Source organism: Priestia sp. TSO9, from assembly GCF_021029645.1.
In the GTDB taxonomy this organism is placed as follows: domain Bacteria; phylum Bacillota; class Bacilli; order Bacillales; family Bacillaceae_H; genus Priestia; species Priestia megaterium_E.
This window is the reverse complement of sequence record NZ_JAJEKD010000015.1, coordinates 1,802,967-1,829,277: the sequence shown is the minus strand read 5'-3', so window position 1 is coordinate 1,829,277 and position 26,311 is coordinate 1,802,967. Positions and strand designations below refer to the sequence as shown.

The window sequence follows — 26,311 nt, the reverse complement described above, 5'->3', positions numbered from 1 at the left end:
GGTGAAAGAAGATCCGAACGATGAATCGTTCGGATTTTTTCATGTTTATAGTGAACGTAGGTTTCATTTGTTTAGGTGCTTCTAGCTGCGGAGTGGAGGGCAAGACAAAGACTCCTGAAGTAGGTGAGACCCCGCATGAGTGTAAGAAACGAGGAGGATCATCGGCTGCCAGAGGAAAGAGGAGCCTTGCACGGAAATCAACAGCGGTGTAACCAAGAAATTCATACTAGCGCATTTATCCCATTTGTTCGTTTTTAAATTGGATTGATTTAATTATGTCTCACTCTCTTTTTTGTTTGGCCGTGGATGTATGTTTTTGGGAGAAGTTGTTCATATATAAGAATAAAAGAGAGGATTTAGCAACAAAGCAGTGCTGCAGTGCAGAAACTTTTACAAAATCCCTTGAACAACTTGCAGTTTACGAACATATTATTTACAATACAAGGTAGTATGATGTAAAAACTATGATAAGGAATAGTAGTGAACGAAGCGAGCTAAGAGAGCTGACGGGTGGTGCGAGTCAGCAAACGAGCGTTCATGAACTCACCTTGGAGTTGTAAATGTGAAGTAAAGTAACATTTGCCGTCTATCCGCGTTAAGGAAAATGAGTGAGTACATAATTGTGCTAATTTGGGTGGTACCGCGGGAAGTTTATTCAACCTCTCGTCCCTTTGTTTGAGGGATGAGGGGTTTTTTAGTTTAATTAAATACAGCTGGAGCGTACAAGGAGGATTATGTATGGCTTTTAATCATGAAAAGATCGAACAAAAATGGCAAAAAGTTTGGGAAGAAAATAAAACATTTAGAACAACAGAAGATGAAGGAAAGCGTAAGTTTTACGCATTAGATATGTTCCCTTATCCATCTGGAGCGGGTTTACACGTTGGGCATCCAGAAGGTTATACAGCAACGGATATTTTATCTCGTATGAAGCGTATGCAAGGATACAATGTACTTCATCCAATGGGATGGGATGCATTCGGACTACCTGCTGAACAGTACGCATTGGATACAGGAAATGATCCGGCTGAGTTCACTGAACTTAACATTAATAATTTCCGTCGTCAAATCAAATCGTTAGGTTTCTCTTACGATTGGGAGCGTGAAATTAATACAACGGATCCTACCTACTACAAATGGACGCAGTGGATTTTCTTACAGCTATATAAAAAGGGCTTAGCTTATGTGGATGAAGTAGCTGTTAACTGGTGTCCTGCTCTAGGAACAGTACTTGCGAACGAAGAAGTTATTGACGGCAAAAGTGAGCGTGGAGGACATCCGGTTGAGCGTCGTCCAATGAAGCAGTGGATGCTTAAAATCACAGCTTATGCAGATCGTTTACTAGAAGATTTAGATGAGCTTGATTGGCCAGAAAGTATTAAAGAAATGCAGCGCAACTGGATTGGCCGCTCTGAAGGAGCTCACGTACACTTCACAATCGATGGATACGAGGACACGTTTACTGTGTTTACAACGCGTCCTGACACGCTATTTGGGGCAACGTATGCCGTTTTAGCACCTGAACATCCGTTTGTAGAAAAAATTACAACAGCCGAACAAAAAGAAGCAGTAGAAACGTATTTAGATCAAATTAAAAGCAAAAGCGATTTAGAACGTACAGACTTAGCTAAAGACAAAACTGGCGTATTCACTGGTGCTTATGCAATTAACCCTGTAAACGGCGAGAGAATGCCAATTTGGATTGCTGACTATGTTTTAATGAGCTATGGCACCGGTGCAATTATGGCTGTTCCGGCTCATGATGAGCGTGATTATGAATTTGCGGTTAAATTTGAACTGCCGATTAAAGAAGTGGTAGCGGGCGGAGACGTTTCAAAAGAAGCTTATACAGGCGACGGCGAGCACGTTAATTCAGACTTCTTAAATGGTTTAGATAAAGAAGAAGCAATTTCAAATATGATTCAGTGGCTTCAAGCAAATGAAAAAGGTGAAAAACAAGTAACGTACCGTCTGCGTGACTGGTTATTCAGCCGTCAGCGCTACTGGGGTGAACCAATTCCTGTTATTCACTGGGAAGATGGCACAACAACGGCAGTTCCTGAAGATCAGCTTCCGCTTGTGTTACCAAAAACGACTGAAATCAAACCGTCAGGCACAGGTGAATCTCCGTTAGCAAACATTGATGACTGGGTGAACGTTGTAGATCCGGAAACAGGCAAAAAAGGGCGCCGCGAAACAAATACAATGCCTCAATGGGCAGGCAGCTGCTGGTATTACTTACGCTACATTGATCCAACAAACAGTGAAGCGTTAGCAGATGCAGATAAATTAAAAGAATGGTTGCCGGTTGATATTTATATCGGTGGAGCTGAACACGCTGTTCTTCACTTATTATATGCTCGTTTCTGGCATAAGTTTTTATATGATATCGGCGTAGTTCCAACAAAAGAGCCGTTCCAAAAACTGTTTAACCAAGGTATGATTCTTGGAGAAAACAACGAAAAAATGAGTAAGTCAAAAGGTAACGTTGTAAACCCAGACGAAATCGTAGAAAGCCACGGTGCAGATACGCTTCGCCTTTACGAAATGTTTATGGGACCTTTAGATGCATCAATCGCTTGGTCAACAAAAGGGCTTGATGGTGCACGCCGTTTCTTAGATCGTGTATGGCGCTTACTTGTTGACGATAACGGTGAATTAAGCAGCAAGGTTCAAGAAAGCAGTGACACTACGCTTGAACGCGTGTATCACCAAACGGTGAAAAAAGTAACGGAAGATTACGAAGGCCTCCGTTTTAATACAGGTATCTCTCAGCTTATGGTATTCATCAATGATGCATACAAAGTTGACGTGCTGCCAAAGCAATACGTAGAAGGATTTGTGAAGCTATTAGCACCAATTTGTCCTCATACGACTGAGGAATTATGGAGCAAACTAGGTAACGAAGATACAATTTCGTATGAGGCTTGGCCTGCGTTTGACGAAGCGAAACTTGTAGATGATGAAGTGGAAATTGTCGTTCAAATTAACGGTAAAGTACGTGCAAAAGTTAATGTACCTGCTGAGGCATCTCGTGAAGAGCTTCAAGATATTGCAATGGCTAATGAAGATGTTCAAGAGTTCATTGAAGGTAAGACAGTGCGCAAAGTGATTGCTGTGCCTGGTAAATTAGTAAACATCGTAGCTAATTAAGTATGGATGTAGAAGAGAACCCCTGACTAAAGAGCAGTCAGGGGTTCTGTTCTAGACCTAAGCGCCTGATGTCCGCCTTTCGGGTTTGACATCAGGCGCTTAGTCAAACCTTTAACTACGATTGGAAAAGCTTAGGCATCTTGCTGCTTAAGCTTTTCTTATTTAGTGGCATAAAGGTATTTGAATTTGCTACAATAGCGATAGCAAGCTGAATGAAAGAATAGAGAGGAATGACGAAGATGGAAGAAGTAAAAGTAATTACGCCTGAAGAACTTCAAAAACGCGTTGAAAATGGAGAAGAACTTCATTTAGTTGATGTGCGCGAAGATGAAGAAGTAGCAGAAGGAATGATTCCAACTGCTAAACACATTCGTATGAATGATATTCCAGCTAATGTGGATTATTTCGATAAAGACAAAGAATATATTTTCATTTGCCGTTCGGGCCGCCGCAGTGAAAACGTATGTTACTACCTTCAAGAACAAGGATATAAAGTAACAAATATGGTTGGCGGTATGTTAGAGTGGGAAGGAAAAACGGTTAATAAATAAAAAAGAGGCTGGGACAAAAGTATCTTAGCTGAAGTGAAAAATGAACCATTGATCAACACGTTTGATTAGTGGTTCATTTTTTTGTTTCGTTTCTCCTAGCAGTTGATTGGAGGGTAAGGGGAAGACTCCTGCGGGAAAAGCAGAACAGGTGAGACCCTGCGGAAAGCGAAGTCTTGCACGGAAATCGGCTTCCGTATTACAAGCGGTTCAGCTCATGTATCTCATTTGTTCGTCTTTAGATTGGATTCATTTCGTTATGTCTCACTCTCTTTTTTGAATGAAACTTCTGCCATCCGACTAAAATGATAGCAGGAAAACAAATGATGACTAAATCTATAAAAGCCCTCATAAAAATAGAGGTAGTAAGAGATTGAAAATCAGTACAAAAACCATCATCAAGAGAAACAGTCCATTCTGATTGAAACAAATTTGATAGGACAAGGTGGTCGAAGCTGTGATACAAGTAAAAATGTTTGATAAAGAGCATGAAAAAGATTTAGAATTTGCGGTGAATCGATTTTTACGGAAATTAGAGGATGAAGACGTCGTTGATATTAAATACCAAGTGACAGTTGATGTTGATCGTGATGAGCAGGTGTACTGTTTTTCAGCCATGGTTATGTATAAAGCCTAGCATATTATGCTAGGCTTGTTGCAAATTCTCCTGCATTACTCCCCGCCAAACGGCCTGTTACAAGAGCAGAAGTGATATTGTATCCTCCAGTGTATCCATGGATATCAAGAATTTCCCCGCAGAAGTAAAGGCCTTGCATAAATTTCGAAGACATTTCTTTTGGGTGAATTTCTTTAACAGATACGCCGCCTCCTGTGACGAATGCTTTTTCTAAAGAAAGCGTGCCGTTTACAGCAAATTCAAATCGCTTGCACAGTCTTGCGAATTCTCTCAGTTTCTCATGCTGAAGCTGTCCTGCTAGCGCCTGACTATCAATGCCTGTCTGCTCGAGTAAAAACAATAGATAGCGTTCAGATACAAAACCTTTTAAGACATTTTTAATTGCTTTTTTCGGCTCTTCTTTTGTTGTTTTGACTAATTGTTGAAAAATATCTTCTTCGTTTTGGCTAGGAAATAAATCAAGAGACATTTGAACAGTATTGCTTTTTTGTTTCTTTAACTCTTTAACAACATATTGGCTGCAGCGAAGAGCGGCAGGGCCAGAGATGCCAAAGTGAGTGAAAATCATATCCATTTGATGAGTAATGACAGGCTTGCCTTTTTTATTTAGCACGCTTAGTCCTACATTGCGAAGCGATAGACCTTGAAGCGTTTTGGTTTTAATAAAGTGTTCGCTAGATGTAATAGGAACTTCTGTTGGGTAAAGCTCAGTAATTTTATGTCCCGCATCTTTTGCCCATTGATAACCGTCTCCTGTCGAACCTGTATGAGGTACTGATTTTCCACCTACTGCAATCACAACGCTTTTCGTTTGGATTGCTTCCCCGTTTTGAAGCACAACTTCTTTCACGGTGTTGTTCTCATAGTTTACGCGTTTAACGGCTGTGTTTGTGCGAATCGTCACACGAAGACGGTGAAGTTCGCTAATTAATGCGTCAACAACAGATTGCGCTTTATTGCTAACCGGAAACATACGGCCGTGATCTTCTTCTTTTAATTTAATTCCAAGGCCTTCAAAATAAGAGATGATATCTTCGTTATTAAAAACAGAAAACGCACTGTATAAAAAGCGCCCGTTTCCTGGAATGTGTTTAATAAGTTCATCAATGGGAAGACGGTTTGTCACATTACAGCGTCCGCCTCCAGAAATGGCAAGCTTTCGTCCAAGTTTATTGCCTTTATCAATTAATAATACGTTTGCACCTGACTCACCAGCTGCAATCGATGCCATCAAACCAGAAGGTCCTCCTCCGATTACGACTACATCATATATCATACTTTCACCAACCTGTCTATTCTTAAAAAATTTTAGTTTGTTCACTGACAAATCTCTCAACATTGGATAAAATGGGCTATAGTCTTTGTTTTTTAGTTTGTTGACGAGTGCGAGTGAGTATAAGACCTTTCTTAGTGTATACTGTCACTTGCTTCTTTTCAATTCTATCATTATTATCAGTATGTAACATTAAGTATCGGAGGCAAACGTATGTCTGATTCAAAATTGTTAAGAGGGACCTTTGTGCTGACGCTTGGCACCTATGTATCCCGAATCTTGGGAATGATTTATTTATTTCCATTCGCGATCCTTGTTGGAACCGTAGGGGGAGCACTGTTTGGTTACGGATATAACCAATATGCTATTTATTTAAGTATTGCTACAGCCGGTATGCCAATGGCCGTATCGAAATTTGTATCAAAATATAATGCACTCGGTGATTACTATACGAGTAGAAGAATGTACCGGGCCGGCATGAAATTAATGCTTGTCACAGGAATACTTGCATTTTTACTTTTATATTCGTTAGCTCCTGTTATGTCTAGAATTACGCTGGGAGGTTCTGATTTAAATAACTCCTTAGAAGATGTAGTAATGGTTATGCGAATGGTTAGTGTTGCGTTAATTGTAGTACCGATGATGAGTTTAATGCGAGGATTTTTCCAAGGTCACCAGTCTATGGGACCAACAGCTGTTTCACAAGTAGTTGAACAGCTTGTGCGGGTTGTCTTTTTATTGGCATCTACCTATATCGTCATCAAAGTTGTCCATGGAAGTCTTGCATTAGCCGTTGGATTTGCTACGATGGGGGCTTTTGTAGGAGCTCTTGCTGGACTGGCCGTATTAATTTGGTACTGGAAAAAACGAAAGCCTTATCTTGATAAAATGGTGAACGAGCAGACGGTAACGCCTACGCGTATTTCTACCGTATCCATTTTTAAAGAGCTGCTTACGTATTCATTGCCATATGTATTTGTCAGCTTAGCTATTCCGCTGTATCAGTATGTGGATCAATTCACATTTAACCGTGCGATGGTAGCGGCTGGACAAAAAGAAATAGCGGAGTCCATGAACGGAATTGTTCAGTCTTATGTTCCAAAGCTTGTGATGATTCCTGTTTCATTAGCTACTGCGTTTGGTTTGACTCTTGTACCAACGATTACACGTTCATTTGTGAATAAAGATTATAATGTATTGCAAAAGCAAATTGATCAAACATATCAAACGATTATGTTTCTTGTGCTGCCAGCATCTGTAGGGTTAATGGCTTTAGCTGGCCCAGCCTATACGTTTTTCTTTGGAACAGATGCATCGGATGCGGGTGGTAATGTCTTGCTTTATTATGCACCGGTAGCTTTGTTATTCTCATTTTTTACGGTTAATGGAGCTATTTTACAAGGAATCAACAAACAAAAATATGCTGTTTTAAGTCTATTATTTGGATTGATTGTGAAAATTGTGGTGAACGTTCCATTTATTCTTATGTTCCACGAGATTGGTTCAGTTTTAGCGACAGCACTAGGCTATATCGTATCTCTTGTTTATATGTTTGCGCTTATTCAAAAACACGCAAAATATAACTACAGTGAGTTTATAAAACGTTCTGTGCTTATTCTCATTTTTGTTGCGAGTATGGGAATCAGCGTAAAAATTGTCGCCGCAGTGATTGGTCTGTTTACAACGCCAGGACGATTCTCTGCCACTGTTATTACGATTATAGGAGCAGCAGTAGGCGGCCTTATTTACTTTATTATTACCTATCGTTCAAGCCTGCTTGAAAAAGTAATGGGAGCGAGGGTAACAGGTGCAATTGAAAGAAAGATACTGCGCCGAAATAAACAGCGCAGTGCCTAAGTAAGAAGATGACTCGTTAGAGTCATCTTCTTTTCAAAAAAGAGGAGGATATTACATGCGTTTGGATAAATTGCTTTCTACTATTGGGTACGGAAGCCGAAAAGAAGTGAAAGGTCTTTTAAAGACTGGAGCTGTTAAGGTAGATGGTACAGCGGTTAAAGGTGCCAAGGTACACGTTAATCCAGATGAACAAGAAATAACTGTACATGGCGAAGCCGTTTCTTACCGAGAATTTGTTTACTTTATGCTGCATAAGCCGCAAGGTGTCATATCAGCGACCGAAGATTCTCTTCATGAAACAGTGTTGGACTTACTGGAAATTGACGATGCTGTGTACGATCCATTTCCGGTAGGGCGTTTAGACAAAGATACAGAAGGGCTCTTGCTGCTGACAAATGACGGTCAGCTTGCACATCAGCTGCTATCTCCTAAAAAGCACGTTCCTAAAACGTATTTTGCAAAAATTAATGCACCGGTGACTGAAGAAGATGCTGAAGCATTTAGACAGGGTGTCACTCTTGATGATGGATACGTAACAAAATCAGCAGAGTTAAAGATACTAACAAGCGATGTGGAATCAGAAATTGAATTAACGATCGTTGAAGGGAAATTTCATCAAGTGAAGCGTATGTTTGAAGCAAGAGGAAAAAAAGTAACGTATTTAAAACGTTTATCTATGGGAGCTTTGCTATTAGACGAGTCGTTAGATTTAGGAGAGTACAGGGAGTTAACCGAAGAAGAACTAGCTTTATTACAAAAATCAAATGCCTAAGAAGAGGCGAAAGAAAAAGGAACCTAAGTCTAAAATGGTTCCTTTTTTTGTCCACTTTATTAGACAAGTGAAACATTTCACGTTAAAGCACTTAAACGAGTACCAACTCTGCTTGACGTGCAAATGGAGCGGGGGACTATGCACTCGTCCAAGTCTTGACTTTCTACTGCGTAGAATTTTATCTCTATATATAAATCACTTACTACCCTTGAAATAAACTTACTAGGATGACATCTTGACCTTCTTTTGCGTAGTCGTCCATGTACCGCGACTTGGGCTGCGAACTAAATCATTATATGCTAACACATTCAAGTCACGCTGAATGGTTCTTGGTGTAATACCAAATTCGTCTACGAGCTCTTGCGTTGTAACTGTTCCATTTTTACAAATGAACATATAGACCGATTTGATACGAGTTAGCATTCGATTAGTTGAAGGTTTCAAAAAACCACTTCCTTATTCGTTTTTCGTAAGGCACAACTTCTTTATAACTCTGAGATGTCAAGCACTATTTCAGTCCTTATCCTTATTGTACACAAAATCGACAGAAAAATAAAAGAGAAAACGCAAATTAACACAATATTTACAAAAAATGATATAAATATGTAATCCTTTCGTAACATCTCCTTCCTCTATTTGCACATTTTTTATAGTATATGTAAACAATAAACAAATAGAATCCGTTTTTATCGATTGTGCCTACAAATTATTTCCCGAAATTTTGACTCTGTAAACCTTTGATATGAAAGGAAAGAGACAATTATTTCTTTCTATATAAAGGTATGATAAAGTTAAATTTACCAATAGTAATGATAGACACAATCTGTAAAGCAGGCAAAGGAGACAAACAGATGACAGCAATTAATTGGCAAGAAGAAGTGCAAAAAAGAGAAGCTGAAATTCTAGCTGAGACGAAGCGTTTTTTGCAAATTAAAAGTGTTTTAACAGAGACAAACAAACCAGAAGAGCCATTTGGACCTGGAATTGCTCAAGCGCTTGACTTTCTTTTAAATAAAGGAAAAAATGACGGGTTTTCCGTCAAGAACGTAGACGGATATGCTGGTCATATTGAAGCAGGAGAAGGGAAAGATCTTCTTGGCATTCTTTGTCACGTAGACGTTGTTCCTGAAGGAGACGGGTGGTCGGTTGATCCATACGGCGGTGAAATAAAAGACGGGAAAATTTTTGCTAGAGGAGCAATCGATGACAAAGGCCCGACGATGGCTGCTTATTATGCGATGAAAATTGTGAAAGATTTAGGGCTTCCTCTATCTAAACGGGTTCGAATAATTATTGGAACGGATGAAGAAAGTGACTGGAGATGTGTGGACCACTACTTCAACCATGAAGAGATGCCAACGATGGGATTTGCGCCGGATGCGGATTTTCCTATCATTTTTGCTGAAAAAGGCATTACAGACGTAGAAATTCGCCAGCAGCCAATTGAAGGAACAAAGGGAAGCGTTCAGCTTACATCATTTGTCTCTGGGCGACGCTACAATATGGTTCCTGATCTTGCAACAGCTGTTCTTGAATTCCATAGTGAAACGGATATTAAAAATAAATATGATCAATTTTTAAAAGATCAGTCTTTAAAAGGTTCAATAACAGAAAAGAGCGGTGTATACACACTTACTTTAGAAGGCGTTTCAGCACATGGCAGTGTGCCTGATAAAGGGAAAAATGCTGGACTTACGCTTCTTCGCTTTTTACACACATTAGAACTTGATGAACAAGCTAATCAGTTTGTAGGTTATGCAAATGCGTATTTAGTCCAAGATGCACTAGGAGAAAAAATGGGTTTAAATCGCAAAGATGAGGTCACGGGTGATTTAACGATAAATGTTGGAATCATGTCTTACAATCAAGAAGAAGCGGGGCACTTTGGTTTAAACATTCGCTATCCTGTATCAGCTCATATTGACGATATTATTGATACGATTAAAGAAAAAAATGAATCTTATCAAATGACCATCAAACATTTTACAGATTCTAAACCACATCACGTCGATCAAAAACATGAGCTTATTCAAACGCTTCAAAAGGTTTACCAAGAACAAACAAATGAAGAACCTACACTTATTTCAATTGGAGGAGGAACATATGCCAGAGCATTAGAAGCAGGCGTGGCATTTGGCCCTCTTTTCCCAGGCCGTGAAGAAGTAGCGCACGAAAAAGATGAGTACATGGTAATCGAGGATTTACTTCGCGCAACAGCTATCTATGCACAGGCTATTTACGAATTAGCTAAATAAAAAAGCGAACGCCTTTGCGTTCGCTTTTTTATTATTCAAATGAGAACAGGTCGCTTGATAAATAACGTTCACCTGTATCGCAAGCGATACATACGACCACTTGGTCAGGAGATAATTTTTTGGCTACCTCGATAGCAGCATAGCACGCAGCGCCAGATGAAGGACCGACTAAAATTCCTTCTTCAGAAGCCAAGCGTCGCGTAATATCGTAGGCTTGTTCATCTTTAATTTTTAAAATTTCGTCGTAAACATCTACATTAAGCGTATCAGGAATAAATCCAGGGCTTGTTCCTACAAGCTTGTGCTTCCCAGGTCTTCCTCCAGATAATACAGGAGACCCAGCTGGTTCCACAACATGAACGGTCATATTTGGGTAGTTTTCTCTTAGGACTTCACCAGTTCCTGTAATCGTTCCGCCTGTTCCAGCAGTAGCAACAAAAGCAGATAGATCTTTGCCTAACTCGTTCATTGCCTCAATAATTTCCTTAGCAGTCGTTTTTCGATGAGCGTCAGGGTTTGCATTATTTTCAAACTGCATAGGCATAAATGCATTTGGAATTTCTTTTGTAAGCTCTTCTGCCTTGCGAATTGCTCCAGGCATTTTCTCATCACCCGGTGTGAGAACAACTTCAGCACCATATGCTTTTAACAAGTTAATTCGTTCTTGAGTCATGGTATCTGGCATGACTAAAATAGAACGATAACCTCTTGCCGCTGCATTCATAGCTAAGCCAATACCTGTATTTCCGCTCGTTGGTTCAATAATAGTAGAATTTTCATTGAGCAAGCCTGCTTTTTCAGCTTCCACGATCATATTAAAAGCAGCACGGTCTTTTACACTACGACTTGGATTAAAAAACTCTAGTTTTAAGTAAACGGATGCTCCATCTGCAGGTTGAAGACGATTCAACTTAACAAGAGGTGTCTCGCCAATCAAATCAGCCATATTGTTAACAACTTTCATTTTTCTCATCCTTTTCTTATAAAAATTCTCTGTATTATTTCTATGATAACACAAATTCTTATTTTTTAAGCACATGACAAATTTTCAGAAAAACCTCTCTATTTTATACGGAAAAACCTTTAAAATAGATCTAGCTCTTTTTGAACATAACCAATTGGGGAAAGATAATGAAAAGAAAAGGAGAGATTTGATGAAAGGTGATAAACATTATTTTATTGGAATCGATGTGCCTGTATCCATTGCCCATCAGGCAGAAAATTGGGCAAAGGAATTAATACCTTTTCCTTTCAAACAATGGACATACCCTGATGATTATCATATAACGCTACAATTTTTAGGGTTTTTAGATGACAAAAAGGAAAAGCTGATTACCCGCTTAAAAGAAGTAGCCTTCCGTCATTCAAGTTTTTTACTGCAGGCAGATCAATATGATGTGTTCGGTGCGTATAACAAGCCTAGAGTGCTTTATGTAAGCCTTAGGGCAAGTGATAAGCTTATGAATCTGCAAAGGGATATACAGGCCGTATGGGAAGATCTAAGCGGCTTATACGAAAAACGTCCTTATCGTCCTCATATTACGATTGCAAAGAAGTGGGGAGGGGAAGCCGGACTTTTGAAAGAACAGTTAAAGCAAACGTCAATTGAAGAACAGTTTCAAGTAAGTTCGTTTGCCCTTTTTGAAGTTCATCCTGCTAGCAAACCTAAATATAAAAAAATACTATCTTTTTCCTTGCAGTCACAGTAGCATATGAACATACAAGCATGGAGAGAGGTTATTTAAAAATCACTCTCATCAAAGGAAAGAAAACGCCGATGATAATAGAGAAATCATCGGCGAACAAAGTTTTAGAGGAATTTTAATTAGGGGATTGATGTAAACGTGGCGCAGCTACTTAAGGTGCAAGATTATATTTCCCGTTATGAAAAAGACGTTTATCACTACACGTCTCAGTTTAATCACTTAAAAAAGCATAATTGGAAGAAAGCAAAGCAATTATTTGAAGAAGGGCTATTACATGAGCCGCCTGTACAAGAAGAAACAAAAGATCAACGTTCATTTTTGCAAAAAGCAAAAGAGCGGTTTACAAGAAAAAAAGAAACGTGTGAAGTGGAAGAAGCGTTCTCTAGCGATAGCGTGGAAAATCAAGAGCTATTGAGGTTTACAACTCTTCCACAAACAGCGGAAGACTTAAAAATATTGTTTTTAGAAAATGTATTTGATCTTCAAATGAAATGGGCTACATCCACTTTATTTGAGTTCTCACAAGCAGATCGTAAATATTACCATGATGAAGCTCTCCGTTATTTTATCCAGCGCTTTCCTGATACGTGTCTCGTGATGTACAAACCTGTTTTCCTGATTAATAAAGCTCCGGTAGAAGGAGATATCATTATTGTTACTCCAACGGAAACCCTCTGTATTTGTTTAATAGAAACATATAAAAGTGCTGTTTTTCAGTATTCAAAAGAAAATTTTTGGACAGAGTTAAGAGGAAGAGATCAAAAAAAGATATTAAATCCTTTAATTGGGTTAAATCGAACGGAGCAAATTGTCCGAAGCATCTATCGTACTCACGATATTGAACATAACGTAAAGAAAATATTACTGAGCAGAAGTGGATACATTGATTACGCTGCGAAGCCTTATCAGGTTGAATTTGTAGATGCTAGAAAGTATGAAGAATGGTTTTATGAACTTAGGAAATCTAAAGTACCTTTAAAGTTTAAGCAGATGAAAGCAGCTCAAGTATTACTCGAACACAGCCAGAGTATTTATTTTGACCGGGAATTCGAAGCAGGTGAATAATACGAACATTCACGTTATGAAAGTGCTTTCGTTTTTGCGTTTGCTACATATAATGCTACTAAAGAGGTAATTGGCATAAGGAGGAGAAAAGGATGACTGGTGATAATAAGTTTCAGGCTTATTTAGATCAAATAGATCGTATTACTCTTTTAGTTCCAACTTCTTATCATGAAGGTCAAATTGATTTTTTTGTGATTAAAAGTACACAAATGCATGAGACCATCTCTATTGAAAACGTACATGAATTAGAAGGTTTTATCAAATATGAAGGCAAGGTTGAAGGTAGCATAGAAATTGGACAGTCGTACATTATCTGTGATAATTACGGGGAGAAAGTTCCCCTGCAGGTAGGGGCTGTTATACGAACCAAAGAGTTTGATGAGAGATTTTATTATAATCAAAATGATTTGGGTGCAGCATTTTATTCAGATCATATTATGATAAAAATTTGGGCCCCGACTGCATCAGCAGTGGTTTTAAAATTAATACATGCAAACAGCGGGAAAGAAGAACTGTACGTTATGGCTCGTCAAAGAAAAGGCGTATGGGAAAAGGAACTCTCCTTAGATAAAGAAGGGTATTATTATCGATTTTTAATAGATGTAAACGGCCGGACAAATGAAGCGGTGGATCCTTATGCCGTTGCAGCTACAGCAAATAGTGAATACGGAGTTCTGATAAATCTTCATACAGCCTATGTTCATCTCCATGAAAAGCCGCCTTTCCTTCAGCCAACGGATGCCGTTATTTACGAAATGCACGTTCGCGACTTTTCTATTCATCCTTCAAGCGGGATAGAAAAAAAAGGTACGTACCTAGCTGTTACTGAATCAAGCGGGCAGCCAGGCAAAACAACAGGTTTTCATTATTTAAAAGAGCTAGGAGTAACCCACCTTGAATTTCTTCCTATTAACGACTTTGGCGGAGTAGATGAATTAAATCCTCGGGCTTCTTATAATTGGGGGTATAATCCATTGTTGTTTAATGTACCAGAAGGAAGCTACTCCGCTGACCCTTCAAATCCCGCCACTCGTATTGCTGAAGTGAAACAATTAATATCAACACTTCATCAACAGGGATTCCGTGTTATTATAGATGTAGTTTATAATCACGTATTTGTACGAGAGGAATCACCTTTTGAAAAAATTGTTCCGGGCTATTATTTTCGACATGATGAGTTTGGGATGCCTTCGAACGGGACGGGAGTAGGAAATGATTTTGCTTCTGAACGGAAAATGGCGCAAAAGTTTATTATCGATTCAGTATTATTTTGGATAAAAGAGTACGACGTTGATGGGTTTCGCTTTGACCTCATGGGGATTTTAGATATAGAAACGATGAACATCATTCGGGAAAAAATAAATGAAATCGATTCTACTATTTTGGTGTTTGGCGAAGGTTGGGATTTAAATACTCCTCTCCCCTACAATCAAAAAGCAATTATGGCTAATGCCCGCCAAACGCCTCAAATCGGCTATTTTAATGATCGCTTTCGAGATTCTGTAAAAGGAAGCACGTTTGATGTGTATGAAAAAGGTTTTATCAGCGGAAATATTCATCAAAAAGAGACCGTGCAATCCGTTATAGCGGGGAGCATTCTGGATAAAGAAGACAGCCGGGCTTTATTTATAAATCCAGCACAATCAGTTAATTACGTTGAATCACATGATAATCATACGCTGTGGGATAAGTTAATGAGTTCAAACGGAGACGAAGACGAAGACACTCGTAGAAGTCGTCACCGCCTTGCTACTGCTATTGTACTTCTTTCACAAGGCATACCGTTTCTTCATAGTGGTCAAGAGTTTTACCGCACTAAACAAGGCGTAGAGAACAGCTATAATTCACCCGATGATATTAATGCACTTGATTGGAATCGACGAATCAAATTTTCTCCTGATGTGAATTGGGTCCAAGAGCTGATTCGTATTCGCAAACAGCACGGTGCATTTCGCTTGGGAGATGCTTCAGCGATTAGGCAGCATGTCTCTTTCCTAAATACGCCGCAATCCGTTATTGGCTATTGCTTATCAAACGTATTGGCTTACGGTCCGTGGAAGAATATTATTGTGTTTTTTAATCAAGGCCTAATGGAAGAAAAAGTAGTTTTGCCAGAAGGACCATGGAAAATAGCACTTGATCATTGTAAAGTATATAAAAATGGGTATCCTACTATAGAGGATAATGCTATAAACGTTTCAAAGCTTAGCGTTCTTATTTTATTTCAAACGTAATTATTGTCTTCAACCACTTGACGAAAAAAGTATGATGGAGATAATATTTATAAAGGATGGCTATTGATACATATCCTCAATAGCCGTCTTTTTTATTTACTAAGAAAATAACGTCATGATGTCTTAATAGATTGCTTTATTGAGTGAAATTTTTAAACGAAATGTGTGTGTTGAAATTGAAGGTGAATTGGTTGGAAGATATATTAGGAAGCGAATGGGAAATTACTCCTGCTGGCGGAGCGACAGGAGAAGCTTATTTTGCAAAATTTCAAGACCGAAAGCTTTTTTTAAAGCGTAATTCATCACCTTTTTTAGCAGTATTGTCAGCTGAAGGAATTGTACCGAAGCTCGTGTGGACAAGACGAATGGAAAATGGAGATGTGATCACAGCTCAGCACTGGCTAGATGGTCGAGAATTAAAACCAAAAGATATGAATTCGAGTCGAGTGACAGAATTGCTTAGTAAAATTCATCATTCAAACGAGTTATTAGATATGTTGAAAAGGTTGGGGAAAACACCGCTTCTTCCCGAAGACGTGCTAGCCGATATCGTAGAGAATGTGGACGAGCGACTTCAAAAAGAAAGTATTGTAGAGCAGGGAATCAGTTATTTACAAGCAGAGCTTCCGTCCGTTCAGACAGATAAATATGTTGTGTGTCACTGTGATGTGAACCACAATAACTGGATGCTTGGAGAGAATACGCAGCTATATTTAATCGACTGGGACGGAGCGATGATTGCAGATCCTGCTATTGATTTAGGTTTACTGCTTTATTGGTACATCAATCCATCTCAGTGGGAAGAATGGCTTGAGCATTATGGAGTTGAACTAACCGAGAACTTGAAAAAGAGAATGAAGTGGTATGTGATAAGTCAAACCATTTTATTCGTTGAATGGCATCGTTCGAAAAATGAACATTCTGAAATGAATTACTGGCTTGAATATCTTCGGATGTTGCTCGTCAACGACATTCAAGCACAGTAGCAAAGATTATGACAAGGTAGATAGTTCTTGGACCCATTGTGATAAATTTTGTTGATTGGTTTGAATATGTTCGTCTAAATGAGCAGCACTTTTTGCATCTTGCGTGTATTTATACACGTTTTGTAGTGTTGCTTGTACGTCTGTGCTAGCGTATCCTTTTGCTAACATTGATTGAATTAAACGTTCAACCTGTTCACATTCCGCAACCGTTCCGCAGCAATCACTTTGATGATTAGATAAAATATCTTTTAATATATTCATTTGGTGTTCGGCATTTAAAGGCATTAAGCATCATCCTTTCTCGTATGATGCTCTTATTTTTTTCTATCTAAACACAATTATGCATGAGAATGTCGGTTGTTTTGAATAACCGACATTTTCAATGCGTTAAAATACATTAAAGAGGTGCAACATGAGATTACGAAACAAACCTTGGGCAAAAGATAAAATTGCTGAAAATCCTCAATACGTGGTTCCAAATCCAGCAGAGTATAAAGGGAACTGGAAAGAGGTTTTTGGAAACGAAAATCCTCTTCATATTGAAGTAGGAACAGGAAAAGGCCAATTTTTAGTAGGGATGGCTAAACAAAATCCGCATATCAACTATATTGGAATTGAAATGTATGAAAGTGTCATCTTAAGTGCTCTAGAACGATTGATTGAAGAAGAGCTTCCAAATTTAAAGCTGTTGAATGTAGATGCTAACCACCTTAGTGAGTTTTTTGCAAAAAATGACGTGGATCGCGTTTATCTCAATTTCTCTGATCCATGGCCAAAAAAGAGACATGCCAAACGCCGTTTAACATACAAAACGTTCTTAAGCATGTATGAAAACCTGCTGGTTGATGGTGGAGAAATTCACTTTAAAACAGATAATCAAGGGCTATTTGAATATTCATTGACAAGCTTTTCAGAATATGGGCTTCTTCTCAAATACATTAGCTTAGATTTGCATAAAAGCGATTTTGAAGGCAATGTTATGACGGAATATGAAGAGAAATTTTCACAAAAAGGCAGCCGTATTTACCGCTGTGAAGTAAAATACCTGAACGAAAAAGACTGAGTTCCTCAGTCTTTTTTTGTTCAAAAAGAGAAGGAGATAGTGATAAAATAAAAAGGAATATAATGGAGGTGTAAAATGGAAACGTTAACAATAGGCGAATTAAAAGTGACATGGCTTCGTGGAGGGAATAATCATTTAGACGGAGGAGCAATGTTTGGTGTTGTTCCAAAAGAGCTTTGGACAAAAAAATATCCTATCTCAGAAGGAAACCGAATTCCAATGAGGACTGATCCTTTGCTCGTTCAAACTGAAAAACACCTCATGTTAATTGATGCAGGTATAGGGAATGGTATGTTGGATGAGAAAAAAAAGCGTCATTTTGGTGTAACAGAAGAATCATTTATTGCTGAAGATTTACAAAAGTTAGGGTTTACGTGCGAAGATATTACTCATGTCATTATGACGCATCTTCACTTTGATCATGTGTCAGGGTTAACAAAATGCAGCAATGGCCATTTTTCCTCTGCTTTTCCAAATGCAAGAATCTTTGTTAGTGAGATCGAGTGGAATGAAATGAGAAATCCTAATATACGTTCTAAAAATACGTATTGGAAACAAAATTGGGAATTTATTCAGCATCAAGTAATAACATTTAGCGATAAAGAGGAAATTGTGCCTGGAGTAACGGTTCATCATACCGGCGGTCACAGTGATGGTCATGCTGTAGTTGTATTAAAAGGAAACAATGACATCTTAGTGCACATGGGCGATCTTTTGCCAACACATGCACATCAAAATGTCTTATGGGTAATGGCATATGATGATTATCCAATGACTTCGATTGAACAAAAGCAGCAGTGGCTAGCTTATGCCTATGAGAATCATGCTTGGCTAAGTTTTTATCATGATGCTTTTTATCGAGCTGTAAAATGGGATAACAAAGGAGAAATAGTTGACGAAATTAAACGGGTGCATTCAGCGTCAATTCAATAATAGAACCGCTTTTTTTATCAATGAAAAACTCGTAATGTTCCTGTTTTGCATCACGTGTTCTGATAATTCCACCTGTATAACCATAAAAAGAGAGACCATGTTTTTGAATGACTTTAGTCGTTGTTTCAATCCAGGAGCCGTCGATTGCCCCATTTTGTTTAAAAGCGCTTTTAACAATCGTAAGGGCTTCCGATGAGGAAATTGACGACTTTCTTTTTTGAAGAATATAAGCGCTTGCAAATCCGACTGCAGCTCCTGCTATTAGTTGAGTCCATTTCACGTTATTCACCTGCTTTTTAAGGATATGTTTTCATCATTATATCAAATTGTCGAATGCTTTGTTAAGTTGAGTTGTAGAAGAGAAGGACGGAACTAGCAACTATTTCCGGTTTTCGATACAATAAAGAAAATGATACATAAAGGAGAGTATATATGAACAATGAAACGCTATCTCTATTTAAAACATTAACGGAGTTACCAGGTGCCGCTGGAAACGAACATCAAGTACGTTCATTTATGCGCTCGCAAATTGAACCCCTTGTAGATGAAGTCATTCAAGATGGGTTAGGAAGTTTATTCGGCGTTCGCTATAATGAAGAAAAAGGTCCTAAAGTAATGGTAGCGGGACATATGGACGAAGTAGGATTTATGGTTACGTCTGTAACAGATAAAGGAATGCTTCGTTTTCAAACTCTAGGAGGATGGTGGAGTCAAGTACTGCTAGCTCAACGCGTCCATGTTGTTACAAAAAAAGGTCCTATCACCGGCGTAATTGCTTCTATCCCTCCTCATTTATTAGACGAATCACAGCGCAACAAGCCAATGGCCATTAAAAATATGATGATTGATGTGGGCGCAGATAGTAAGCAGGAAGTAGCAGAAATGGGCATTCGTCCTGGCGATCAAATTGTACCGATTTGTCCGTTTACGCCAATGGCAAATGAAAAGAAAATACTGGCGAAAGCATGGGATAACCGCTATGGGTGCGGACTTGCGATTGAATTATTAAAAGAAGTAAAAAATGAAAAATTGCCAAATATCTTATATTCTGGAGCTACTGTGCAAGAAGAAGTAGGACTTCGCGGTGCTCAATCAGCTGCGAATATGATTAAACCGGATTTGTTTTATGCACTAGATGCTAGTCCAGCTAACGATACATCAGGCGATAAAAATGCATTTGGACAATTAGGAAAAGGCGTATTACTTCGTATCTTTGACCGTACGATGGTCACACATAGAGGAATGAGAGAATTTATTTTAGATACAGCTGAGACAAACAGCATCCCTTATCAATACTTTGTTTCTCCAGGAGGTACGGATGCAGGGCGCGTTCATACTTCTAATAATGGAGTTCCTTCTGCGGTCATCGGCGTATGTTCACGTTATATTCATACTCATGCGTCTATGATTCATGTAGATGACTATGCAGCCGCAAAAGAATTACTTGTCAAACTCGTACGTTCTACAGACCAAACAACGCTCGATACGATTAAGCAAAACGGATAAAAAAGAACAAAGCAGCTGCGTTTGCGGTTGCTTTGTTTCATAATGACAGGAGAAAAAAATGAAAATTGCAATCGGAACGAAAAATCCAACGAAAGTAAATGCAGTAAAAAAAGTATTTGGAGATACTTTTACATATGTAGAGGTAGCCGTGCAGTCCGGGGTGTCGCCACAGCCTTTTTCTGACGAAGAAACCATCGAAGGAGCGATTAACCGCGCGCGTGCTGCTGTCAAAGAGACAGGTGCTGATATCGGCATTGGGCTTGAAGGAGGGGTGCAGGAAACACCTCATGGCTTATTCCTTTGCAATTGGGGAAGTCTTGTTACCTCTAAGGACCTTGAACCGATTTTAGGTGGAGGGGCTCGTATTCGGCTTCCTGAAGCGGTAGCCGGTATGCTTCGTCATGATAAAAAAGAATTAGCCGAAGCTATGGAATTGTATACAAACCAAAAGAATATTCGAAAAAAAGAAGGAGCAATCGGTATTTTTACCAATGGAAATTTAGATCGGACGGCTATGTTTTATCAGGTTGTTTTAATGCTAAAAGGACAGCTGGATTTTAGGACAAATCAAGCTGTTCAATAGGAAATTTCTTTGTAACCCTTTATAATAGAAAAGCATCAGTGTATGATAGTTGCAACAACTCATATACTATGTTTTGATGTAGAAGGATTAAATAATGTATAGGGCTTTAGCCGTTTAAATACGAAAGTAAAAGAAAAAGTGGAGGTAAGAAAAATGGAAAAAATGCAAACAATTGAACAATACAAAGAAATCATTAAAGAAGGAAAGCATATCATGATGTTTTCAGCAGACTGGTGCCCAGATTGCCGAGTAATCGAGCCTGTGCTTCCAGAAATTGAGGCGAATCATAGTGAGTATACATTTCACTATGTCGACCGCGACGACTTTATCGATCTTTGTGCAGAATTAAGCATATTTGGAATTCCAAGCTTTGTTGGTTACAGCAACGGAGAAGAGACAGGGCGCTTTGTCAGCAAAGACCGTAAAACAAAAGAAGAAATTGAAGAGTTTATTAACGGCTTAAATGCATAAATCAAGTGAAGACTGATAGCGATCTACAGCTATCAGTCTTCATACATAAAAATGAGAAAAGGAGGCGTAAATATGGCGAAAATGAATAGTCAAAAGATGAGAAAACTACTAGAAGAGCGATTAACGGGTGCGGATTGGTCCTTTTTATTTGATCGTGAAAAAGATACGCTGCGCGTTGAACATCAGGAAACGAAAAAAGGTGTAACTATTTCTTTACCTGGGCTAATTGCAAAATGGGAAGAAAAAAAGGAAGCGGCTCTAGATGAAATGGTATATTATATAAAAGAAGCTCTTCGTGTTATGAACGATGAACAGCAGGTAACGGGAAAAGAAAAGCGCATTTATCCAGTTATTCGCTCAACGTCTTTTCCAGATAAATCGAATGAAGACGTGCCGTTGATTTATGATGAACATACAGCTGAAACACGCATTTATTATGCGCTTGATTTAGGCAATACATATCGTCTATTAGATGAGAAACTAATTCGCAAGGAAAATTTAGATCTATCCGCAGTGCGGGAAATGGCTAAATTTAATCTTCGCTCTTTGCCGATTTCACATAAAAAAGATACGGTAGCAGGCAATGACTTTTATTTTGTCAATCAGAACGATGGATACGATGCAAGCCGAATTCTTAACGAGGCATTTTTGCAAGATTTTGCTTCTAGTGTTTCGGGCACAATGGCTATAGCAGTACCTCATCAAGATGTGCTGATTCTAGCTGATATCCAAAACGAAACGGGTTATGATATTCTTGCGCAAATGACCATGAGCTTTTTTGCAAGTGGACGTGTACCCATCACAGCTCTTTCATTTTTATACGAAAACGGTGAGCTAGAACCTATTTTTATTCTAGGAAAAAATCGCAGTAAAGGACGGGACTAATTATGAATCTTTTTTATAATAAAGAAGGTATCGGCGATACGTTAATCGTCAAGCTAGAAGATATCGCAATTGAAAATCGCACGTTTGAAACAAAAGGCGACGTTGTACGTATCTTTGATCAAAAATCAAATACAACAGCTGGCTATAACATCTTTCATGCTTCTTCTAAGTTAAAAGTAGAGGGAAATGGTTCTCTTGAATTAACAGAAGAAATGGTGGAAGAAGTAAATCGTGTACTTAGCGAAAGCGGTTTTGAAGGTAAACTTGAAGTGGATTTATCTCCTAAATTTGTAGTGGGATATGTTCAAGAGAAAGAAAAGCATCCAAATGCAGATAAGCTGAACATCTGTAAAGTAGATGTTGGCACAGAAACACTTCAAATTGTGTGTGGAGCACCAAATGTAGACGCAGGTCAAAAAGTCGTGGTAGCAAAAGTAGGAGCGGTTATGCCAAGCGGTATGATCATTAAAGATGCAGAGCTACGCGGTGTACCTTCTTCAGGTATGATTTGCTCTGCTAAAGAGCTGGCGCTTCCGAACGCTCCCCAAGAAAAAGGGATCTTAGTACTTGAAGACAAATATGAAGTAGGTCAACCTTTTCAAGCATAAAAGCAGAGTGCCATACTGATTTATAGGGCAAAAGCATGATGTTTTTTTACACGTATATTTCAAAGCGTTACAGTTGCTGAAAAGCAATTGTCAATTCTTAAAAAGGTTTGATAAAATTAAAAGCCACTAGTATATACTAGTGGCTTTTTTCGTGTTTAATTATGAGTGCTAACTAGACGCGAAAAAATATTTTTGTAAAGAGGAATTTTACTGTATAAATAAGGGAAGCAAAATAGTAGATTTTATAGTAAGAGTTCAAGCATACGTGATAGAATGATAAATGAAAAGATAGTATATATATCCATCTCAGAGAATACTTTGAGGCCAAAGGTAAATAAAGGATACATGGATAGCTTTTTGTAGATATCGCAGCACTGCGGTATAAGAGGCTAAACGAAGTAAGATAGTCTGATAGAAAGAGTGATAAAAATGGGTTTTGTACGAAAAGTAATGGATTATTTACTAGGATACGAAGTGAAAGAAATTGTTGTAGACGAACACGGAAATACAACGGAAGAATACCCTTTAAATAGAGAAAAAACAATTCCTAAAAAGAAGGCTCCTAAGCCTAAACAAATGCAGTCAGTTCATCAAAAGCCAGTGATGAAAGCAGCGCCAAAACCTTCTGTTCCACACTCGGCCAGAACGCAAAAGCGGAGTTACAGTGAAGAACAGCAAGATGTTCATACAAAAGTAGCTTATCAATATCCAAAAGGAACGTTTCGTTTTCCTTTAATTGATGATACGGGAGAAGCAAAAAAGGCAGCAACGCCTAAAAATGAACCAAGGCCTGTAGCAAAAAAGGCACCGGCTCCGTTTTATCAAGAGCCTGTTCGCAAGTCGGCGCTAACGCAGCCTAAGTCAGTATCTCAGCCGTTAAAAACGGTATCTGAAAAGAAAGAAGCGGTTCCGCAAGTAAGAAAACGTCCGTTTCGTCCGACTGAAATTCCTTCACCTGTTTATGGGTTTAATAAGCGGCCTTCTAATGTTGTACAAAAAGGAAGTGAGGAAGTAGTAGAATATGAGCTTCCGAGTACACAGTTATCAAAAGCAGCGTTTGAAGATGAAATTTACCGACGAGCGATGAATACAACTGTTGTAGAGCCGTTAAGAAAACCAGTTTCTACGCCTATAGCCGAAGAAGCACCGATTCAAGAAACAGAAGAAATGATGCAACTGTCTTCTCAGCGTTTTGCTCAGTGGAAGCAATATGAGGAAAATCAAAAAGAGAAGCTATCATTTCCTGAAGAAAAGCCAAGTTCTTCAGCAGCTGTAAAAGAACAGGAAGAGGAGCTAACTTTTGAAGAATCACACGCGGTCGAACCGTTAGTGGAACAAGAGAGAACTCTTAGCTGGGATTTAGCGAAAAAAGGTATGACAACGGCCGAAGAAGTTCCAATTTCAGAGGAAACGCATCCGTCTGAATCATCAGTTTCTCTCCAACAAGAGATAGGAAATGAGACTGAAGAAGTAGAAACAGAAACGTTGATGGACGGAAGCGCAGTGTTTTTACAAGCAGCAGCAGAAGAAGTAGAAGCACTAAAGCCTAGAAAGAAAGAAGAAACTCCAGCTGCTGAGAAAGAAAGTGACGTCATTCTAGAAGAGCCAGCAAACAGTGTTCATATGGAAGCAGAACATGAGCTGAATTCTGAAAGTTTAAATTCATCGCAACCCGCAGCTGATGAGTGGCAACCAGAAGCGGCATCGGCTGTTGTTCACCAAGAGCTTGAAAATTCGGTGATAAAAGAGGAAGAGAGCAGTATGCAGGAAAGTCAAGAGTTACAAGAACAAGTACAGCAAGAGTCAGCTGTAGAACCTCTTGTACCTGCAGAACAGCCAGAAAATGCTGAACGAGCTCGCGGTAAGCGATTAGTGCCTTTTAACGTGATGATGCTGAAAAAAGACCGTACAAAGATGAATAACAGCGCTCGAGAAAAAAGTCAGCCGTCTCAAGGTTCATACCAAAGGCAGGAGGCAGAAGCTCTGCAAAAAAAAACGGAAGTAAGTAGGCAAGAAGAAGTTCACGGTGAAAAAACCAAAGAAGCGGTTCCGCAGGCTTCGTTAAAAGCTGAAGAACCTGTAAATGTAAAGGCTTCTTCTCCTTATGCATTTCCTGGAATGAACTTGCTTAACATTCCTCCAGCTGCTATTGAAGAAGATAATCAATGGGCGGATGAGCAGCGTGAGCTTTTGGATATGACATTAAAAAACTTTAACGTTCGAGCTAAGGTCGTAAACGTCACGCAAGGTCCTACCGTGACCAGATTTGAAGTACATCCTGAACCCGGTGTGAAAGTGAACAAAATCACGAATTTAACAGATGATATTAAACTGAGCCTAGCCGCGCGTGATATCCGAATTGAAGCGCCGATTCCAGGGAAAAATACGATTGGAATTGAAGTGCCAAATCGTCAAAGTAAGCCGGTGTTAATTCGTGAAATTTTGAGGCATCCTTCTTTTAGAAAAGATAACTCTCCTTTAACGGTGGCGTTAGGATTAGATATTTCAGGAACGCCGGTTGTGACTGACTTGAATAAAATGCCTCACGGTTTGATTGCCGGAGCGACAGGGTCTGGTAAAAGCGTGTGTATTAATACTATTATCGTCAGCTTGCTTTATAAAGCTGCGCCACACGAAGTCAAGCTTATGTTAATTGACCCTAAAATGGTTGAGCTAGCTCCTTACAACGGTATTCCGCATTTAGTCAGCCCGGTTATCACGGATGCTAAAGCAGCTACTACAGCTTTAAAATGGGCAGTAGAGGAAATGGAGCGCCGTTATGAATTGTTTGCACATGCGGGCGTACGTGATATTACAAAATACAACGAACGTGTAAAAGAACATAATGAAAAAAGCGGGGAGCTGCCATATCTAGTTATTATTATTGATGAACTTGCCGACTTAATGATGGTATCTCCTGGGGAAGTAGAGGAAGCTATTTGCCGTATTGCACAAAAGGCAAGAGCATGTGGCATTCACTTATTGCTTGCAACGCAGCGTCCTTCCGTAGATGTAATTACAGGCTTAATTAAAGCGAATGTGCCAACGCGTATTGCATTTTCTGTTTCTTCGCAAGTTGATTCACGTACAATTATCGACACAGGGGGAGCAGAGAAGCTACTAGGTAAAGGTGATATGCTGCTTCTTGAAAACGGCTCTTCTAAAAGCGTTCGAATTCAAGGGAACTTTGTTTCAGATGAAGAAATTGACCGCGTTGTAGATCATGTCAAAAAACAAATGAAGCCAACATACCTATTTGATCAAGAAGATTTGTTGAAAAAGCAGCAAAGCTTTGCTTCAAATGAAGAGGATGAGCTTTTCTATGAAGCATGCGAGTTTGTGCTAGATCAAGGCGGTGCATCTACTTCCAGTCTGCAAAGACGCTTCAGAATGGGGTACAATCGAGCAGCGCGACTAATTGATATGATGGAGCAGCAAGGAATTATTTCAGAAGCAAGAGGAAGCAAGCCGAGAGATGTGCTCATTACCGAAAACGAGCTTCAGGAAATGGAAAGTCAAACAGCCACTTCTACATTTTAAGCTGTTTTTCTACATGTAGGTTAAAAAAGAGGCTATGCAAAATCAGCAGGATACAGCATGGTGTGAGCTAACGCTCTGTCACTGTATCCATCGCTTCTTTTTTTCCTGCTTTAAGTTTGTTTATACAGAATTTGAGTAGAGATTTTGGAAGAAATCCATCAAGAAAAAAAGGAAAAGGTTTGTCAGAACTAGTAAAATGATTTACTATATGTAAGGATAATGTGTGTGTTGCTTTT

At 39.0% G+C, this 26,311-nt stretch carries 24 protein-coding genes and 1 other annotated feature; of the genes, 19 read left to right on the top strand and 5 right to left on the bottom strand.

From position 1 onward, the window contains the following. The first annotated feature begins 20 nt into the window (after positions 1 to 20). From LJC66_RS24600 to LJC66_RS24585, 4 genes are all read left to right on the top strand, one after another. Positions 21 to 212, top strand: coding sequence for a hypothetical protein (locus LJC66_RS24600; protein WP_230933743.1), 192 nt, complete (start codon positions 21 to 23; stop codon positions 210 to 212). A 243-nt stretch (positions 213 to 455) separates the two neighbouring features. After that, positions 456 to 674, top strand: a binding site (T-box leader). Between the two features lie 64 nt (positions 675 to 738). Then, on the top strand, positions 739 to 3,153 hold the full coding sequence (gene leuS, locus LJC66_RS24595) for a leucine--tRNA ligase (RefSeq protein ID WP_230933692.1): 2,415 nt from the start codon (positions 739 to 741) through the stop codon (positions 3,151 to 3,153). A gap of 239 nt (positions 3,154 to 3,392) precedes the next feature. Continuing rightward, positions 3,393 to 3,704, top strand: coding sequence for a rhodanese-like domain-containing protein (locus LJC66_RS24590; RefSeq protein WP_071270224.1), 312 nt, complete (start codon positions 3,393 to 3,395; stop codon positions 3,702 to 3,704). A 454-nt stretch (positions 3,705 to 4,158) separates the two neighbouring features. Beyond that, positions 4,159 to 4,338: a sporulation protein Cse60 gene (locus tag LJC66_RS24585; RefSeq protein WP_013059521.1), complete on the top strand. Its 180-nt coding sequence runs from the start codon at positions 4,159 to 4,161 to the stop codon at positions 4,336 to 4,338. A 4-nt stretch (positions 4,339 to 4,342) separates the two neighbouring features. Here LJC66_RS24585 and LJC66_RS24580 read toward each other — a convergent pair whose 3' ends face one another. Beyond that, entirely contained in the window at positions 4,343 to 5,614 is a 1,272-nt protein-coding gene (locus tag LJC66_RS24580) for a BaiN/RdsA family NAD(P)/FAD-dependent oxidoreductase (RefSeq protein ID WP_050688644.1), read from the bottom strand. 210 nt (positions 5,615 to 5,824) lie between these two features. On the opposite strand from LJC66_RS24580, the gene LJC66_RS24575 reads away from it, so the two are divergent. Further along, entirely contained in the window at positions 5,825 to 7,468 is a 1,644-nt protein-coding gene (locus LJC66_RS24575) for a putative polysaccharide biosynthesis protein (protein ID WP_230933691.1), read from the top strand. Between the two features lie 55 nt (positions 7,469 to 7,523). Beyond that, entirely contained in the window at positions 7,524 to 8,240 is a 717-nt protein-coding gene (locus tag LJC66_RS24570; RefSeq protein WP_230933690.1) for a pseudouridine synthase, read from the top strand. 222 nt (positions 8,241 to 8,462) lie between these two features. On the opposite strand, the gene LJC66_RS24565 is transcribed toward LJC66_RS24570, so the two are convergent. After that, positions 8,463 to 8,684: a DeoR family transcriptional regulator gene (locus tag LJC66_RS24565; protein WP_013059517.1), complete on the bottom strand. Its 222-nt coding sequence runs from the start codon at positions 8,682 to 8,684 to the stop codon at positions 8,463 to 8,465. Between the two features lie 407 nt (positions 8,685 to 9,091). Here LJC66_RS24565 and pepV point away from each other — a divergent pair, with 407 nt between their 5' ends. After that, on the top strand, positions 9,092 to 10,495 hold the full coding sequence (pepV, locus tag LJC66_RS24560; RefSeq protein ID WP_230933689.1) for a dipeptidase PepV: 1,404 nt from the start codon (positions 9,092 to 9,094) through the stop codon (positions 10,493 to 10,495). Between the two features lie 31 nt (positions 10,496 to 10,526). On the opposite strand, the gene cysK is transcribed toward pepV, so the two are convergent. After that, entirely contained in the window at positions 10,527 to 11,459 is a 933-nt protein-coding gene (gene cysK, locus LJC66_RS24555) for a cysteine synthase A (protein ID WP_013085245.1), read from the bottom strand. Between the two features lie 190 nt (positions 11,460 to 11,649). On the opposite strand from cysK, the gene thpR reads away from it, so the two are divergent. From thpR to LJC66_RS24535, 4 genes are all read left to right on the top strand, one after another. Beyond that, positions 11,650 to 12,204 carry an RNA 2',3'-cyclic phosphodiesterase gene (gene thpR, locus LJC66_RS24550; RefSeq protein ID WP_230933688.1) on the top strand — a complete coding sequence of 185 codons (555 nt, stop codon included), beginning with the start codon at positions 11,650 to 11,652 and terminating at the stop codon, positions 12,202 to 12,204. 135 nt (positions 12,205 to 12,339) lie between these two features. Beyond that, complete coding sequence (locus tag LJC66_RS24545; RefSeq protein ID WP_195695789.1) at positions 12,340 to 13,266, top strand: hypothetical protein; 927 nt, start codon at positions 12,340 to 12,342, stop codon at positions 13,264 to 13,266. A 92-nt stretch (positions 13,267 to 13,358) separates the two neighbouring features. Next, a complete protein-coding gene (pulA, locus tag LJC66_RS24540) occupies positions 13,359 to 15,500 on the top strand; it encodes a type I pullulanase (RefSeq protein WP_230933687.1) in 2,142 nt (713 codons plus the stop codon). Positions 15,501 to 15,691: 191 nt separating this feature from the next. Next, the gene (locus LJC66_RS24535; protein ID WP_195695791.1) at positions 15,692 to 16,486 is read left to right on the top strand and encodes a phosphotransferase family protein; all 795 of its coding nucleotides are present in this window, start codon (positions 15,692 to 15,694) and stop codon (positions 16,484 to 16,486) included. Between the two features lie 6 nt (positions 16,487 to 16,492). Here the strand turns inward: LJC66_RS24535 and LJC66_RS24530 are convergent, their stop codons facing one another. Then, the gene (locus tag LJC66_RS24530) at positions 16,493 to 16,771 is read right to left on the bottom strand and encodes a YtzH-like family protein (protein ID WP_013059510.1); all 279 of its coding nucleotides are present in this window, start codon (positions 16,769 to 16,771) and stop codon (positions 16,493 to 16,495) included. Positions 16,772 to 16,898: 127 nt separating this feature from the next. On the opposite strand from LJC66_RS24530, the gene trmB reads away from it, so the two are divergent. Further along, complete coding sequence (gene trmB, locus LJC66_RS24525) at positions 16,899 to 17,549, top strand: tRNA (guanosine(46)-N7)-methyltransferase TrmB (protein WP_013059509.1); 651 nt, start codon at positions 16,899 to 16,901, stop codon at positions 17,547 to 17,549. Positions 17,550 to 17,624: 75 nt separating this feature from the next. Then, the gene (locus tag LJC66_RS24520) at positions 17,625 to 18,482 is read left to right on the top strand and encodes a YtnP family quorum-quenching lactonase (RefSeq protein ID WP_195695792.1); all 858 of its coding nucleotides are present in this window, start codon (positions 17,625 to 17,627) and stop codon (positions 18,480 to 18,482) included. Here the strand turns inward: LJC66_RS24520 and LJC66_RS24515 are convergent. After that, positions 18,451 to 18,762: a PepSY domain-containing protein gene (locus LJC66_RS24515; RefSeq protein ID WP_025750689.1), complete on the bottom strand. Its 312-nt coding sequence runs from the start codon at positions 18,760 to 18,762 to the stop codon at positions 18,451 to 18,453. The genes LJC66_RS24520 and LJC66_RS24515 overlap by 32 nt on opposite strands. Before the next feature lie 152 nt (positions 18,763 to 18,914). Here LJC66_RS24515 and LJC66_RS24510 point away from each other — a divergent pair, with 152 nt between their 5' ends. From LJC66_RS24510 to LJC66_RS24485, 6 genes are all read left to right on the top strand, one after another. Then, positions 18,915 to 19,988, top strand: a complete 1,074-nt coding sequence (locus LJC66_RS24510; protein ID WP_013059506.1) for a M42 family metallopeptidase — start codon at positions 18,915 to 18,917, stop codon at positions 19,986 to 19,988. Between the two features lie 58 nt (positions 19,989 to 20,046). Next, positions 20,047 to 20,571, top strand: a complete 525-nt coding sequence (locus LJC66_RS24505; protein ID WP_195695793.1) for a DUF84 family protein — start codon at positions 20,047 to 20,049, stop codon at positions 20,569 to 20,571. A 153-nt stretch (positions 20,572 to 20,724) separates the two neighbouring features. Continuing rightward, a complete protein-coding gene (locus LJC66_RS24500; protein ID WP_013059504.1) occupies positions 20,725 to 21,042 on the top strand; it encodes a thioredoxin family protein in 318 nt (105 codons plus the stop codon). A 72-nt stretch (positions 21,043 to 21,114) separates the two neighbouring features. Next, positions 21,115 to 21,927 (top strand): DUF1444 domain-containing protein, encoded by an 813-nt coding sequence (locus LJC66_RS24495; protein ID WP_050688634.1) that lies wholly within the window; start codon positions 21,115 to 21,117, stop codon positions 21,925 to 21,927. A gap of 2 nt (positions 21,928 to 21,929) precedes the next feature. After that, positions 21,930 to 22,535: a YtpR family tRNA-binding protein gene (gene ytpR, locus LJC66_RS24490; RefSeq protein WP_013085234.1), complete on the top strand. Its 606-nt coding sequence runs from the start codon at positions 21,930 to 21,932 to the stop codon at positions 22,533 to 22,535. A 429-nt stretch (positions 22,536 to 22,964) separates the two neighbouring features. Beyond that, positions 22,965 to 26,075 carry a DNA translocase FtsK gene (locus tag LJC66_RS24485; RefSeq protein WP_230933686.1) on the top strand — a complete coding sequence of 1,037 codons (3,111 nt, stop codon included), beginning with the start codon at positions 22,965 to 22,967 and terminating at the stop codon, positions 26,073 to 26,075. The last annotated feature ends 236 nt before the right edge of the window (positions 26,076 to 26,311 follow it).